The organism is Amycolatopsis sp. NPDC050768 (genome assembly GCF_040654155.1).
Classification (GTDB): domain Bacteria; phylum Actinomycetota; class Actinomycetes; order Mycobacteriales; family Pseudonocardiaceae; genus Amycolatopsis.
This window is the reverse complement of record NZ_JBFAHL010000023.1, coordinates 1-14,628: the sequence shown is the minus strand read 5'-3', so window position 1 is coordinate 14,628 and position 14,628 is coordinate 1. Positions and strand designations below refer to the sequence as shown.

Sequence of the window (14,628 nt, the reverse complement as noted above, 5' to 3'; positions counted from 1 at the left end):
ATCATGACCCGAGACACCGACAGTTTCCCGGTGAAATGGTCCTGAACTGGGAAAACACCCTCAGGCGGGGTACGGCTCGGCCTCGCGCGCCGTCCGCAGCGCGCCCGCCCACCAGGCCAGCTGGTCGAGCATCGTCTTCGCGTACGCAGGGGCCTGCGGGTCGAGCGGCAGGCCGGCCTCCCATGCGGTGAAGTAGTTCGGGAAAGTGAGGCCGTCGCGAATCGTCACCGCGTGCAGCTCGGTCAGCACGTTCTCCAGGTGGAGCACCGCGTGCCGCCCGCCGGCCGCGCCGCCGTAGCTCACGAACGCGACGGGTTTGGCCGTCCACTGCGAGAAGTGCCAGTCGATGGCCGCCTTGAGCGACGCCGGATAGCTGTGGTTGTACTCCGGGGTGACCACGATGAACGCGGCCGCGCTCTCCAGTGCCGCCGTCAGCGTCGCCATCCTGGCGGGGCGCGGGTAGCTGTCGCCGGCGTACTTGGGGGATGCCTCGGGCAGCGACAGCGGGATCTCGACGTCCGCCAGGTCGACGACCTCGACCTCGAACCCGCCGTGTTCCCGGGCCTGCTCGGCCACCCATGAGGCGACGGTGGGGCCGAACCGGCCGTCGCGGACACTGCCGACGATGATCACTAGTTTGTTCGCCATGGTCACCACCGTGGGGTTCAGCAGGGCCGGCAACCAGACCGCGCTCAGGCTGGCCCCCGTACGGCCACGCTGAGCACGCCCGGATCGGCTTATGCTCGGTGACATGGGGACGCCGCTGGGGGACTTCATCCGGGCCAAGCGCGACAGCACCCAGCCGGACACGCTGGGCCTGCCTTCGCACGGCCGTCGCCGCTCGCCCGGCCTGCGGCGGTCCGACCTCGCCGCGCGGGCCGGCATCAGCGTCGAATACCTCACGCGAATCGAGCAGGGCCGCGACCGCAACCCGTCCGTGTCGGTGGTGAACGCCCTCGCCGACGCGCTCAGCCTGGCCGCCGCCGAGCGCACCCACCTGCGCTACCTCACGAAGATCACCGGCGGGGAGTGCACGGCCCACGTCCGGCCCGCACCCGTGCGGTGGGATGTGCGTGCCCAGGTCCTCCAGACGCTCCGGCTGCTCGAACCCGGCATCGCCGCGGTCACCAACCGGCCGGGCGACATCCTCGCCCACACCAGCGGCTTCGCCGCGGTGACGAGCGGAACGGGACTGCTCGACGCCGAGGCCCCGAACCTCACCCGCTACGTCTTCACCGACCCCCGTGCCCGCGCGTTCTTCGCCGACTGGGCCGAGGTCGCGGACGAGCGGGCGTTCGACCTGTGGCTGGGCCCCGCGGTCGAGAACTCGGAGTGGCTCACGGCGGAACTCGCGCCCGTCGCCGGTCCGGAGTTCACCAGCCGGCTGAACTCGACCGTCGTGCCACGACGTGGAGTTCTGCGGCTGAACCACCCGGGCGGACGTTCGTTGCGGCTGAACAGGGAGACCCTGGAACTCGCGGAGGACGCGCAGCAGCTGGTCGTCTTCCTGCCGGACGACGAAGAAACGGCTCGGGTCGTCGCGGAACTCCGCCTCCGGCCACCAGGGCGGCTCCGGGTCATCTCCTGAAACATCCAGGCAGGAAGGGCAGTCACTTCGAGCTGTAGGAATGCTTGCCGGTCCCGGCCAGGCTGCCTCCTTCGACGATCAGGTACTCGTCGCGGATCGGGTGGCCCGCGAAGTAGCACTCGAGGATCTCCCGCGCCCCGGCGGCATACCTGGCTTGCGCCGACAGCGAGGTGCCGGACGTGTGCGGGGTCATGCCGTGGTGCGGCATCGTCCGCCACGGGTGGTCCTGTGGCGCGGGCTGCGGGAACCACACGTCGCCGGCATACCCGGCCAGCTGACCCGATTCCAGGGCCCGCACGACCGCGTCCCGGTCGCAGATCTTTCCCCGCGCCGTGTTGACCAGGTAGGCGCCCCGTTTCATCTGGCCGATCAGGGCGTCGTCGAACATGTTCTCGGTTTCGGGGTGCAACGGAGCGTTGATCGTGACGACGTCGCACACCCGCACCAGCGACTGGGCGTCCGGGTGGTAGGTGACGTCCAACTCCGCCTCGACCTCCGCCGGGAGCCGGTGCCGGTCGGTGTAATGCAACCGGACGTCGAACGGCTTCAGCCGGCGCAGCACCGCGGTCCCGATCCGGCCCGCGGCAACGGTGCCGACGTTCATCGCCTCGAGATCGTAGGAGCGGGCGACGCAGTCCGCGATGTTCCACCCGCCGTCGAGCACCCACTGGTGCGCCGGAAGGTAGTTGCGCACCAAGGAAAGGATCATCATCACGACGTGTTCGGACACGCTGACGCTGTTGGAGTACGTGACCTCCGCGACGGTGATCCCGTGTTCGATCGCGGCGGCGAGGTCGACATGGTCCGAGCCGATCCCCGCTGTGATCGCGAGCTTCAGCTTCGGCGCCTTCGCGATGCGTTCAGCGGTCAGGTATGCCGGCCAGAACGGTTGCGAGATCACCACTTCCGCGTCCGGGAGCTCCCGCTCGAACACCGAGTCGGGCCCCTCCTTGTCGGAGGTCACCACCAGCTCGTGGCCGGCGGCCTCCAGGAAGCGGCGCAGCCCGAGCGCCCCGGACACACTCCCGAGTAGCTCTCCCGGGGTGAAGTCGAGCGCGCTCGGACTCGGGGTGGTCTGGCCGTCCGGATAGCGGTCGACACGGGGAACCCCGTCCCGCGCGTACGAGCTCGGGTAGCCGTCGACCGGGTCGTCGTAGAGCACACAAAGTACTTTCGCCACGAGAGTCCCTTCGGTTGAGTGACCGGACAAGTCATGCGGTGTCGGTTTGCCGCTGCGGGTTACCGGAAGCCGCCATGGCGTGTTCGCGGTGCGCGCGCCGCAGGTGTTCCTCAGGGGTGACGACCTCCGAGGGTGGCACCCACTCGAAGTACTTCGACGTGTTCTTCAGCAGCACGAACGTGAGCGTCCCGAAGACGAACGGCAGGGTGAGTGCGGGCAGGCCCCACGGCACGAAGATCGAGGCGATGCCGCCGAAGAGCAAGGCGGTGAAGATCGCACACAGCACACCGAGTATCGCCGAGCGCCAGGTCAGCACGTAGAACACGCCGGCGATCGCCAGCGCGGCGTCGAACGAGTTGAAGCCCCACAGGCCGTTGTAGATCAGCACGCCGTCGGCACCGAGGGCCATGCCGGTCAGCATCCCGACGGCCGAGCCGACCAGCGCGAAGATGGCGGCGATCCGGGAGCAGAACGCGATGCCGACGATGATCAGCACACCGGCGAGGAGGCTGTTGCAGAAGAACAGCTGGCCGATGCCGCGGAAGATCGCGTTGATCACGGCCACCACGTCGGTGTTGCCGACCGCGTCGGCGCTCGCCCGGAGTGACGTCCGCACAGCGGGCCCGTTCACCTCGGGTGCAGCCGGGGCGATCGCGTCGCTGAGCCGCCCGCGCGTGATGTGCAGTGCGGTGATCAGGAACAGCAGAGTGATGATGTTGAAGGCCAGCGTGAAGGGGGGCACGCCCCACGCGCCGCCGAACGCGGCCGCGAGTGCTGCCATCAGGATCGACGATGCCGCGCTCAGCAGGATGATCCACAGAATCACGATCCCGTCCCACTGCGGTGAGAGGAACAAGGCGAGTCCGAGCCCGACGAGCACGCCGTTGAACCCGTAGAGACCCGCGTGGATCGCGTCTCGGTCGAACCCCAGTGCCAGTGCGGCGAGGGTCGAGGCCAGTACCCCCACTGTGGCGCCGAATCCGAGCCACGGCTCCTGGAGCCAAGCGGCCAGCAGGATGAAGGCGCCCGTGATCGGGCTGTTCATGAACACCACCTGCCCGATCCCGCGCAGGCAGTACTCGACGAACCCGACTACGGGCACCTTCAGCGCCCGTTCGTCGACCTCGGGCATGGTGCCGTTGATCCATCGCCACGGCCCGTGGTGGCCGCGTTCAGGTGGTGCAGTGGTCATGACCGCCTCCTCCGGCGGGTGGGGTGCTTTCTCGACGTGCCGGACCGGGCGGGAGACAGGCCGCCTCCCGCCCGGTCACCGAGCCGGTGCAGGAGTCAGAAACTCGCCGTCGGCACGCTCATTCCCTGTTCGACCTGCGCCGGGCCGGAAGCCGAAGGACGCACGTCGATGTCGAAGATCGCAGTGGGCAGATACACGGTGGAGCACGAGTTCGGGATGTCGACCACGCCCGAGAGCCTGCCCTCGATCGGCGCGGAGCCAAGGATCATGTACGCCTGGATCGCGCTGTAGCCGAACTTCTGCAGGTAGTCGATGGCGTGCAGGCAGGCCCGCTGGTACGACAGGTGCGAGTCGAGGTAGTGCTGGACCCCGTCGAGCGTGACCGAGGTGCCGGAGAACGCGAGCCACTGGCTGTACTGCGGGTCGACGTTGCCGGGCATGAAGATCGCGTTCTCGGAGACGCCGTAGGTCTCCATCCCGCCCTTGATCAGGTCGACGTGCAGGTCCATGAACCCGCCCATCTCGATGGCGCCGCAGAAGGTGATCTCGCCGTCGCCCTGCGAGAAGTGCAGGTCGCCCATCGAGAGTTTCGCGCCGTCGACGAAGACGGGGTAGAACACCCGGGTTCCCTTGGTGAAGTTCTTGATGTCCTGGTTCCCGCCGTTCTCCCGCGGCGGCGCGGTGCGTGCGGCCTCCGCCGCGACCCGGTCGAAGTCGGCGCCGGTGAGGCTGCCGAGGATCGCGGAATCCGGCAGCGGGGGCAGCGCCAGCGGTGGCACCCGGTCCGGGTCGGTGTCGATCAGCGCCTGTTCGCGCGCATTCCACTTGGCGAGCAGCGCACCGGAAGGAGCCGTGCCCATCAGGCCCGGGTGCACGATGCCGGTGTACGAGACCCCCGGGACGTGCCGCGAGGTGGCGACCCCGCCCATGAAGTCCCAGATCACCTTGTACGCGTCGGGGAACCACTCCGTGAGGAAGCCGCCGCCGTTCTTGGTGGCGAAGACACCGGTGTAGCCCCAGCCCTGGCCGGCGAGCGGTCCCGAGTCCTCCTGCGGGATCGGGCCGACGTCGAGGATGTCGACGATGAGGAGGTCGCCCGGCTGTGCGCCCTCGACCGCGATCGGCCCGCTGAGCACGTGCACACTGGGCAGCGGCGCGTTCAGCACGTCTGCGGCAGAATCGTCGTTGTGGATCGCGCCGTCGAACCATTCGCGGCAGTGGACGCGGAACGAGTCTCCTGGCTTGACCTGAACTTGGGCGGGAATATCCCCGTGCCACCGGTTGTGGCCGACAATTGCTTGTTCAGTGAATTTCTTTGAGGAATCGAGTGAGAAAACAACTTGCGGCATGGTATCTCCCGACAGCTTGGTGGGTGACCGACCCGGCAATGTGCGTGCTGTGCGCCTCCGCAACGCCGAGCGTGGCGGCTCCGCAGAGCACTCCGGGCATCAGCCGCAAATTGTTCTTCGCCGGCCCAGCGAGCGGGCCATTGCCCGGCAGGGCGCAGGCTGGGCCGCGTTCGCCTACGGTCTCGGCAGACGTCGCAGCGCGGGATTCGATGTCGGTGCCGGCCCGCGCGTCCGGCCGCGAACGGGAGGTACCGCGGACACCACGGCCGGCTCGTCGCGAGTTTTCTCGGTCCGGTCGATGGCCGTGACCAGCTCACGCGGCGCGAGTGACAGCATCGGCGCGCAGTAGTTCCGGGCCGCTTCGCCACCGCAGGCCGGACACTGTGAGCTCGGCGAGGCCGTCCCCATCGGCAGGCGCACCTCGAAGACACCGTCCCGGGCGCATCGATATTGGTACGTCGCCATCGCAGCCTCCCAACTGCTTGCTCTCTCTTCGCGGCGGAATTGATCAAACCGCGCTGTGATCAAACTGCGCTGCGGAAAAGGAAATCAGAGCGGTGAGCGACGTTACCAGCCCTGTGTTTCAGGCACAACGAAGCGATACGCCGGAATGAATTTGTGCGTAGAGATACGCCTTGTCCACTTGCGGTGACGGGTTCGTCGGCCGCACGGCGCAGTGAAACGACGAACGGCCCGCTTCCCGGAAGAGCCGGGAAGCGGGCCGTAAGGCGGAAAATCCCTACTTGCCGCCGCGCGCCATACGCAGGACGTCGAGAGCTTCGTCGAGCTGCTCTTCCGTCAGCTTGCCGTCCTTGACGAAGCCGCGTTCGATCACGACCTCGCGAATGGTCTTGAGCTCCTTGAGGGCCTGCTTCGCCACCGCCGCCGCGGCTTCGTAGCCGATGTAGGAGTTCAGCGGCGTCACGATGGACGGCGAGCCCTCGGCGTACTGCCGGGTGCGCTCGACGTTGGCGGTGACACCGTTGAAGACCTTGTCCGCCAGCAGGCGCGAGACGGCGGCCAGCAGGCGGGCCGACTCGAGGACGTTGCGGGCGATGACGGGCAGGTTCACGTTGAGCTGGAAGTTGCCCGCCGCGCCGGCGAAGGCGACGGCCGCGTCGTTGCCGACGACCTGGGCCACGACCTGCAGCGTCGCCTCCGGGATGACCGGGTTGACCTTGCCCGGCATGATCGAGGAGCCCGGCTGGAGGTCCGGCAGGGCCAGCTCGGCGAGGCCGGTGCGCGGGCCGGACCCGAGCCAGCGCAGGTCGTTCGCGATCTTGTTGAGGGACACGGCGATGGTGCGCAGGTGGCCGGACGTCTCGACCACGCTGTCCTGCGTCGCCTGCGCCTCGAAGTGGTTGCGGGCCTCCGTGAGCGGCAGGCCCGTGAGCGCGGCCAGCTCCGCGGAAACGGCCGCGCCGAAGCCGTCGGGGGCGTTGAGGCCGGAGCCGACGGCGGTGCCGCCGATGGGCAGCTCGCCGAGACGCCCGATGCCGGACTGCAGGCGCTCGATGCCGAAGCGGATCTGCGCGGCCCACGCGCCGGCTTCCTGGCCCAGCGTGATCGGCACGGCGTCCATCAGGTGCGTGCGGCCGGACTTCACGACGCCGGCCCACTCCTGCGCGCGCGTCTCGATCGCTCCGGCGAGGTGCTCCAGGGCCGGGATGACGTCGGTGAGCACGGCTTCCGTGGCGGCCACGTGGATGGTCGTCGGGAACGTGTCGTTGGACGACTGTGAGGCGTTGACGTGGTCGTTCGGGTGCACGTCGCGGCCGAGGGCGCGGGTGGCGAGCGTCGCGATGACCTCGTTGGCGTTCATGTTCGACGACGTGCCGGAGCCGGTCTGGAACACGTCGATCGGGAACTGGTCGTCGTACTTGCCCTCGGCGACGCCGTCGGCGGCCGTGGCGATGGCCTCGGCGAGGTCGGCGTCCAGCACGCCCAGCTTCTGGTTCACGCGCGCGGCGGCGGCCTTCAACAGGCCCAGCGCGCGGATCTGAGCGCGTTCGAGACCGCGGCCGGAGACGGGGAAGTTCTCCACGGCACGCTGCGTCTGCGCGCGGTAGAGCGCGTCGACCGGGACGCGGACCTCACCCATCGTGTCGTGTTCGATCCGGTATTCCTGTTCTGCCATGCCCCCGATTCTGGCCCTGTTTCGCGCATCCGGCGTCGTGGCGTCGCCCACCTCGATCCGGTAATTCACCCGCCGGATAGCACTAGGATGGCTGTGTTCTCGATCACCGCCAACCACCACTGGCTGGAGCGAGCTAAATGGACTACGACCTCGTGATCATCGGCGCCGGGCCGACCGGGCTGTTCGCCGCCTACTACGCGGGATTCCGCGGCCTTTCCATGGCCGTCGTCGATTCTCTGCCGGAGCCGGGCGGGCAGATCACCGCGATGTACCCCGAGAAGATGATCTACGACGTGGGCGGCTTCGCGGCGGTCCGCGGCCGCGACCTGGTGCAAGGCCTCGTCGACCAGGCCGCGCCGTGGAATCCGACGTACCTGCTGGGCCGCAAGGCCGAGAAGCTGGAAACGGTGGGAGACCGCGTCGAGCTGACCCTCGACGGCGGCGACGTGCTGAGCGCCGGCGCCGTGCTGATCACGGCCGGGATCGGCGAGTTCACGCCCCGCCCGTTGCCCGCGGGCAACGGCTGGCTGGGGCGCGGAATGGTTCATTTCGTGCCGTCGCTGCAGGTCCACGCCGGGCAACACGTGGTCGTGGTCGGCGGTGGGGACTCGGCGTTCGACTGGTGCCTGGCGCTGCACCCGGTGGCGGCGAGCGTGACGCTGGTGCACCGGCGCGGGAAGTTCCGCGCGGCCGAGTCGATCGTGCGGCAGGTGCGGGAGCTGGGCGTGCCGCTGGTCACCGACGCCGAGGTGACGCGGTTCGTCGAGTCGCCTTCAGGTGCGCTGGAGGGTATCGAGGTGTCGGTGAAGGGCGGCGAGGACCTCGCGCTGCCGGCCAACGCCGTGGTCGCCGCGCTGGGGTTCACGGCCGATCTGGGGCCGATCGAGAGCTGGGGCCTGGAGATCGACCACCGCGCCATCACGGTCGACTCGACGATGGCGACGGCCCGTTCGCGCGTGTACGCGGCCGGGGACGTGGCCCACTACCCGGGCAAGGTGAAGCTCATCGCCACCGGCTTCGGCGAAGCGGCGACGGCGGTGAACAACATCGCTGTGGCGCTCGACCCGGACGCGCATCTGTTCCCGGGCCACTCCAGCAACGCCGAGTGACTCAGCCGGTCTTCGACGCGATCCACGGCGCGTACGCGGGCACCGACGTGTAGATCGACGGGGCCGTCGCGCACGTCGGGGAGCCGTTGCCGGGGCGGCTGGTCACACCGATGAGGGACCAGCGGTCGCCGTCGCGGGTGAGCTCGGGGCCGCCGGAGTCGCCGTAGCAGGAGCCGGCCTTGCCGGACGGGTTGTCGGTGCAGAGCTCGGCCGTGCCGTCGAAGGACGACGTGCACTTGGCGCCCTCGACGAGGTGCGTGTCGAGCTGCTGCAACGTCGGCACGGGGTCGCCGCAGCCGGGCGTGGCGCAGGTTTGGCCCCAGCCCAGCACCCGGGTCGGGGTGCCCGGCGCGGCGGCGCCTCCGACGGTGATCGGCGCCGTCTTCGCGGGCGCGGCGAGGCGGACGAGCGCGATGTCACCCGTCTGCGTCGAGGCGTTGAAGTGCGGGTTGAGCACGATCTCCGCCGGCTGGGCCGTCTCGCCGCCGGAGTCGCTTTCGTTGGTGCCCAAGCGGAACGTGAGCGTCGCCGGGTCCTTTCCGGACATGCAGTGGGCGGCGGTGACCACCCACGTGGGTGCGATCAGCGAGCCGGCGCAGAAGAGCGTGCCCGATTCGGTGTGCATCGACACCGCGAACGGGTAGGGCTCGTCGGCGCCGGTCCCGCCGACGAGCGCCGGCCCGGCGGTCGCGCTGCCGGCGGCGAGCGCCGCTGCGGTCACTGCGGCTACGAACGTGAGCAGCAGCGCGAACAACCGCTTGGGCACCTGGCGACTCCTTGGGTCAGGGCAGAGGCGGGACGACGTCTTCGTCCTCGCGCACGTCGAGGTTGCCGTCGAAGTTCACGGACGAGTAGGCCCGCAGCTTCTCCAGCCGGTGGTAACCGTCGATCATTCTGACGGTGCCGGACTTGGACCGCATCACGATCGACTGCGTGGTGGCGCCGCCGGCGCGGTAGTGCACGCCGCGCAGCAGGTCTCCGTCGGTGACGCCGGTGGCGCAGAAGAAGATGTTGTCGCCGCGCACGAGGTCGTCGTTGGTGAGCACGCGGTCGAGGTCGTGGCCCGCGGCCAGGGCCTTCTCGCGCTCCAGGTCGTCCTTGGGCCACAGCCGGCCCTGCAGTTCACCGCCGAGGCACTTCATCGCGCACGCGGCGATGATGCCTTCCGGCGTGCCGCCGATGCCGATCAACATGTCGACACCGGTCGTCGGGCGGGCCGCGGCGATGGCACCGGCGACGTCGCCGTCGGAGATGAACCGGATGCGCGCGCCGGCCTCGCGGATCTCCTTGATGATCTGCTCGTGGCGCGGCCGGTCGAGCACGCACACGGTCACGTCGCCGACGCTGGAGTTCTTCGCCTTCGCCACGCGGCGGATGTTCTCCGCGATCGGCGCGGCCAGGTCCACCTTGCCCGCGGCGTCCGGCCCGACGGCCAGCTTCTCCATGTAGAACACGGCCGACGGGTCGAACATCGCCCCGCGCTCGGCCACGGCCAGCACGGCCAGCGCGTTGGGCATGCCCTTGGCCATCAGGGTGGTGCCGTCGACGGGGTCGACCGCGACGTCGCAGTCGGGGCCGTCGCCGTTGCCCACCTCCTCGCCGTTGAACAGCATGGGGGCTTCGTCCTTCTCACCCTCGCCGATCACGACCACGCCGCGCATCGAGACGGTGGAGACGAGCTGGCGCATCGCGTCGACGGCGGCTCCGTCGCCCCCGATCTTGTCGCCGCGGCCGACCCAACGGCCGGCGGCCATCGCCGCGGCCTCGGTCACGCGGACCAGCTCCATGGCGAGGTTGCGGTCGGGTGCTTCGCGACGTGGGTCACTGGCGGTGCTCATGCGGGCCTCCCGGATCGCGGAATTCGGCGGGAGGACAGTGTCTCAGATGATCGCGTCACCTGAACGATTCAGTTGCGCATGGTGCACATCACTGTGCGTCGTCGGAATTCTCCACGGACGCCAATGCGGCCTCGATCCGCTCGCGCGCGCCCTCCAGGTGGCGTTCGCAGACCTTGGCGAGCTCCTCGCCTTTTTCCCACAACGCCAGTGACTGCTCCAGGCTGAGGCCGCCGGCTTCGAGCTCCCTGACCACCTCGACCAGCCGGTCGCGCGCCTGCTCGTACCCGAGTCCGGCGGTTTCGCTGCCTGCTTCGCTCACGCTCGACGCTCTCCGATGTTCCGATGCACGGGGCTGTCCGGGCACAGTACCGCGCTGGTGTCGGTCAGTGCTGTCACGACCGGTGATCGACCCGGTGCCGTCCGCCCGTTCGCGGGGGTGGTGGGGTCGGCGGGGGGTTGCGGGTCTGTTCGCGGCAGACGAGGGCGCTGGCCATCGCGTTGTCGTAGCCGACGAAGGCCAGGGCGAACTCCTGGCCGTCACCGTCCGCGATCGCGTCCTCGAGGGTTTCCTGGGCGCCCGCGACGCGGCGGCGGTGGTCGGCGCCCTCGGCGAACCACCAGCGGGTGCCGACGTGGACGGACGTGGCCTCGGACAGGCGGCGCAGCTGGGGGCCGAGCTGGCCGCGCGCGGCGGTGCCGCAACCGGCGAGCAGGGCGGTCCAGCATTCGCTGGCGGCGCTGTCGGTGACGCGCGCCTGGTGGAGCAGGGCGCGGGCGTCGAGGCGGGCGGCGGCGTCGACGGTGAGCGGGAGGAACGCCGGTGCCCTGGTGGTCACGGCCCGTCTCCTTCCTGGCTCGACGCGGTGGACTCGGTGACGGCGTGGATCGCCCCGTCGGCGATCCGCACGCGCAGGCGCGCGCCGTCCTCGACTTGGGAGACGGAGCGCAGCACCTGGAGGTTGCCTGCGTCGTCGGTGAATTGCACGACGGCGTACCCGCGGGCCATCGTCGCGGCCGGGCCGAGGGCCGTCAGCCGGCCGCGCGCGCCGGCGATTTCGGCCTGGTCCTTCGCGAGCAGGCCGAGCATGGCGCGCCGGCCGCGTTCGCGGTGGATCTCGACATCGTCGAGGCGGCGCTGGATCGGCCCGAGCGGGTCGGCGAGCGACGGGCGGCTGCGCAGCTGGGTGAGCAGGCGCGTCTGCGTGTCGACCCAGCCGTGCAGCGCGCGGCGGCCGCGGTCGCGCATCTGGCGGACGCGGGCGGTCTCCTCGCGCACGTCAGGCACGATGCGTTTGCTCGCGTCCGTCGGCGTGGAGCAGCGAAGGTCGGCGACGTGGTCGAGCAACGGCGTGTCCGGCTCGTGCCCGATGGCGCTCACCACCGGCGTGCCCGCGGACGCGACGGCCCGGCACAGCGCCTCGTCGGAGAACGGCAGCAGGTCCTCCACACTGCCGCCGCCGCGGGCGATCACGATCACGTCCACTTCCGGGTCTTTATCCAATGTGGACAGAGCGCGGAGGATCTGCGGCACGGCCTGCGGGCCCTGCACGGCGGTGTTCACGACCTTGAACAGCACGTGCGGCCAGCGGGCCTGCGCGTTGACGAGCACGTCTCGCTCCGCCGCCGACGCGCGGCCCGTGATGAGGCCGATGCCTTGGGGCAGAAAGGGAATCGGCCGTTTGCGCTCGGGGGAGAACAGGCCTTCGGCCGCGAGCAGCTTGCGCAGCCGTTCGATGCGCGCGAGCAGCTCGCCGATGCCGACGGCGCGGATCTCGTCGGCGCGCAGGCTGAGCGTGCCGCGCCCGAAGAAGAACGACGGCTTCGCGTGCACCACCACGCGGTCGCCTTCGCGCAGCGGCGTCGCGAGCTCGCGCACCAGCCACATCGGCGCGGTCACGGACATCGAGACGTCGGCCGACGGGTCGCGCAGCGTCAGGAACGCCGTCTGCGTGCCGGGGCGCGCGTTGATCTGCGTGACCTGGCCCTCCACCCACACGGCGCCGAGGCGGTGGATCCAGTCGCCGATCTTGCGCGCTACGGTGCGGACGGGCCAGGGGTTCTCGGCGCTGGTCGAGGGGTCGCTGCTCACTGGCCTTCCGCGTCGTCGCCCTGCTGGCTCGCCTCTTCTTCCGCCTTGCGCGCGTTGCCGATGCGCCGCGCGAGCATGCCGGTGAACGACGCGCGGTCGGCGTTGGCCTTCTCGTAGTCGAGGATCTCCTCGAGCTGCGGCACGGTCAGGCGGCGCAGGCGGGCGCGCAGCTGGGGCAGGGTGAGGTCGTCGTAGCCGGCCAGGCCCGCGGGGCCGCCGGCGCTGTCGTTCTCGCCGTCGGCGTGGTCCTCGGCGAGAGCGCGCTCTTCCTGCGTCCACGGGTCTTCGGGTTCGTCCGTGAGCCCGGGCAGGTTCGGGCGGTGGCCGTTGGCCCGCGGCTCGGGCAGGTCCTCGACGGGCACCAGCGTGGGACGCGTCGGCAGGTCGGGCTCGACGTCCTCGTCGAACGTCGCCCAGCTGGGCGTGTCCTCGACCGGGCGCAGGCCGGACAGCGCGTCGTCGCCCTTGATCGCCAGCTCGGTGACGTGTTGCTGGACACGCATGGACAGCTGGAGGACCTGACTGACGACGGTCACCGGCAGGCCGGTGATCTGCTTCGGGAGCTCACGAACCCGCTCGGCGGTGGTGACGGCGAGGCCCGCGGCGACCCGGAGGGGGAGCGGGAGTGGCTTCATGCCGTCTAGCGTGCCGTATGTGGGCCATCCTGCCCAACCGAACGGGTGGGTTGGGGCACAGGACGTGACTCCCGGCACAGCCCGGATGGCCGCCGACGTCATCCGAAAGAGGACTTCGAAGCCGGTACGGCACAGCCCGTACCCTGGGGGCATGACTTCTGCGAGTCCCGGAACCGAGCCCGCCGGTACCCCGACGATCTCCCAGTCCGGCGCCGCCAAACGCGTGTTGCTCGCGAAGCCGCGCGGCTACTGCGCCGGCGTGGACCGCGCGGTGATCGCCGTGGAGAAGGCGCTGGAGCTCTACGGCGCGCCCGTCTACGTGCGCAAGGAGATCGTCCACAACCGCCACGTCGTCGAGACCCTGCGCGAACGCGGCGCGATCTTCGTGGACGAGACGTCGGAGGTGCCCGAGGGCGCGCTCGTCGTGTTCTCGGCCCACGGTGTTTCGCCGGCGGTGCACACCGAAGCGGCCGACCGCAACCTCCGCACCATCGACGCGACCTGCCCGCTCGTGACGAAGGTGCACAAAGAGGTCAACCGCTTCGCCAAGGACGACTACGACATCCTGCTGATCGGCCACGAAGGCCACGAAGAGGTCGAGGGCACCGCGGGCGAGGCACCCGACAAGGTGCAGCTCGTGGACAAGGCCGAGGACGTCGACAAGGTCGACGTGCGCGACCCGTCCAAGGTGATCTGGCTCTCCCAGACCACCCTTTCGGTCGACGAGACGATGGAACGCGTCGACCAGCTGCGCGAACGCTTCCCCGGCCTGGCCGACCCGCCCAGCGACGACATTTGCTACGCCACCACCAACCGGCAGGTGGCCGTGAAGGCCATGGCGCCCGAGTGCGACCTGGTGCTGGTGGTGGGCTCGACGAACTCCTCGAACTCCAAGCGCCTCGTCGAGGTCGCCCTGAAAGCGGGCGCGCGGTCGTCGTACCTGATCGACTTCGCTTCGGAGGTCGACGAGGCCTGGCTTTCGGGGGTGTCGACGGTGGGGGTCACTTCGGGCGCCTCGGTGCCGGATGTGCTGGTGATGGAACTGCTGACCTGGCTGGCCGAGCGCGGTTATGGGCAGGTTGACGAAGTGACGACCGCGAACGAGAAGATCGCCTTCGCGTTGCCGAAGGAGCTTCGGAAGGCTGCGAAGTCGGAGTCCTGACAGGGTTTTCTGCTTTGAGGCCGCGGTGGTCGCCGGATTTTCCGGCGGGCGCCGCGGCTTTTTCGTGTGGCCGACTTGAAGAAGCCGGGATGCACGAAGGCCGCCGATCCGGGGTGGATCGGCGGCCTTCGGCGTGGTCCGGGTGTTGAGGCCCAGCTGCCGACGTTGTCGAGTCAGGACTCGTCGTCCCAGGGGCGCTGGCGGCGCGGCGGTTCGCGGCGCGGGGGACGCGGCCGGCCGGGCGGGGGTTCGTCGGCGCGAGGGCGGCGGCGGGGCGGGGGCGCGGAGGACCGGGGGTGCCTGCGCCGGGGGGGGACGTTGGGCGAGGGGGGGGGGGGGGCGGGCCGGC

At 70.0% G+C, this 14,628-nt stretch carries 15 protein-coding genes; 3 read left to right on the top strand and 12 right to left on the bottom strand.

Going from position 1 to position 14,628, the window contains the following annotated elements; translation table 11 throughout:
- Positions 1 to 60: 60 nt before the first annotated feature.
- Positions 61 to 648 (bottom strand): NAD(P)H-dependent oxidoreductase, encoded by a 588-nt coding sequence (locus tag AB0H62_RS43460; RefSeq protein ID WP_360592180.1) that lies wholly within the window; start codon positions 646 to 648, stop codon positions 61 to 63.
- 103 nt (positions 649 to 751) lie between these two features.
- Here AB0H62_RS43460 and AB0H62_RS43455 point away from each other — a divergent pair, with 103 nt between their 5' ends.
- On the top strand, positions 752 to 1,588 hold the full coding sequence (locus AB0H62_RS43455; protein WP_360592179.1) for a helix-turn-helix domain-containing protein: 837 nt from the start codon (positions 752 to 754) through the stop codon (positions 1,586 to 1,588).
- Between the two features lie 22 nt (positions 1,589 to 1,610).
- Here AB0H62_RS43455 and AB0H62_RS43450 read toward each other — a convergent pair whose 3' ends face one another.
- The 5 genes from AB0H62_RS43450 to AB0H62_RS43430 form a co-directional block, all read right to left on the bottom strand.
- On the bottom strand, positions 1,611 to 2,768 hold the full coding sequence (locus AB0H62_RS43450; protein WP_220244095.1) for an NAD-dependent formate dehydrogenase: 1,158 nt from the start codon (positions 2,766 to 2,768) through the stop codon (positions 1,611 to 1,613).
- 31 nt (positions 2,769 to 2,799) lie between these two features.
- The gene (locus AB0H62_RS43445; RefSeq protein ID WP_220244094.1) at positions 2,800 to 3,960 is read right to left on the bottom strand and encodes an urea transporter; all 1,161 of its coding nucleotides are present in this window, start codon (positions 3,958 to 3,960) and stop codon (positions 2,800 to 2,802) included.
- 95 nt (positions 3,961 to 4,055) lie between these two features.
- Positions 4,056 to 5,309: a formamidase gene (gene fmdA, locus AB0H62_RS43440; RefSeq protein ID WP_220244093.1), complete on the bottom strand. Its 1,254-nt coding sequence runs from the start codon at positions 5,307 to 5,309 to the stop codon at positions 4,056 to 4,058.
- A 174-nt stretch (positions 5,310 to 5,483) separates the two neighbouring features.
- Positions 5,484 to 5,774 (bottom strand): FmdB family zinc ribbon protein, encoded by a 291-nt coding sequence (locus AB0H62_RS43435; RefSeq protein WP_220244092.1) that lies wholly within the window; start codon positions 5,772 to 5,774, stop codon positions 5,484 to 5,486.
- A 274-nt stretch (positions 5,775 to 6,048) separates the two neighbouring features.
- Positions 6,049 to 7,446 carry a class II fumarate hydratase gene (locus AB0H62_RS43430; protein WP_360592178.1) on the bottom strand — a complete coding sequence of 466 codons (1,398 nt, stop codon included), beginning with the start codon at positions 7,444 to 7,446 and terminating at the stop codon, positions 6,049 to 6,051.
- 137 nt (positions 7,447 to 7,583) lie between these two features.
- Here AB0H62_RS43430 and AB0H62_RS43425 point away from each other — a divergent pair, with 137 nt between their 5' ends.
- Positions 7,584 to 8,555 (top strand): NAD(P)/FAD-dependent oxidoreductase, encoded by a 972-nt coding sequence (locus AB0H62_RS43425; protein ID WP_220244090.1) that lies wholly within the window; start codon positions 7,584 to 7,586, stop codon positions 8,553 to 8,555.
- A 1-nt stretch (position 8,556) separates the two neighbouring features.
- Here the strand turns inward: AB0H62_RS43425 and AB0H62_RS43420 are convergent, their stop codons facing one another.
- The 6 genes from AB0H62_RS43420 to AB0H62_RS43395 all read right to left on the bottom strand — a co-directional run bounded on the left by AB0H62_RS43420 (position 8,557) and on the right by AB0H62_RS43395 (position 13,117).
- On the bottom strand, positions 8,557 to 9,276 hold the full coding sequence (locus AB0H62_RS43420; RefSeq protein ID WP_360592260.1) for a serine protease: 720 nt from the start codon (positions 9,274 to 9,276) through the stop codon (positions 8,557 to 8,559).
- Between the two features lie 61 nt (positions 9,277 to 9,337).
- Positions 9,338 to 10,393 (bottom strand): class II fructose-bisphosphatase, encoded by a 1,056-nt coding sequence (gene glpX, locus AB0H62_RS43415; RefSeq protein ID WP_220244088.1) that lies wholly within the window; start codon positions 10,391 to 10,393, stop codon positions 9,338 to 9,340.
- Positions 10,394 to 10,481: 88 nt separating this feature from the next.
- A complete protein-coding gene (locus AB0H62_RS43410; protein ID WP_220244087.1) occupies positions 10,482 to 10,712 on the bottom strand; it encodes an exodeoxyribonuclease VII small subunit in 231 nt (76 codons plus the stop codon).
- A gap of 73 nt (positions 10,713 to 10,785) precedes the next feature.
- Entirely contained in the window at positions 10,786 to 11,229 is a 444-nt protein-coding gene (locus AB0H62_RS43405; protein WP_255638436.1) for a hypothetical protein, read from the bottom strand.
- Positions 11,226 to 12,482, bottom strand: coding sequence for an exodeoxyribonuclease VII large subunit (xseA, locus tag AB0H62_RS43400; protein WP_220244086.1), 1,257 nt, complete (start codon positions 12,480 to 12,482; stop codon positions 11,226 to 11,228). The genes AB0H62_RS43405 and xseA overlap by 4 nt, the downstream gene beginning before the upstream one ends.
- Positions 12,479 to 13,117, bottom strand: a complete 639-nt coding sequence (locus AB0H62_RS43395; protein ID WP_220244085.1) for a lipid droplet-associated protein — start codon at positions 13,115 to 13,117, stop codon at positions 12,479 to 12,481. Before AB0H62_RS43395 ends, xseA begins: the two co-directional genes overlap by 4 nt.
- Before the next feature lie 151 nt (positions 13,118 to 13,268).
- Between AB0H62_RS43395 and AB0H62_RS43390 the strand changes: the two genes are divergently transcribed.
- Positions 13,269 to 14,279 carry a 4-hydroxy-3-methylbut-2-enyl diphosphate reductase gene (locus AB0H62_RS43390; RefSeq protein ID WP_360592177.1) on the top strand — a complete coding sequence of 337 codons (1,011 nt, stop codon included), beginning with the start codon at positions 13,269 to 13,271 and terminating at the stop codon, positions 14,277 to 14,279.
- Positions 14,280 to 14,628 lie beyond the last annotated feature (349 nt).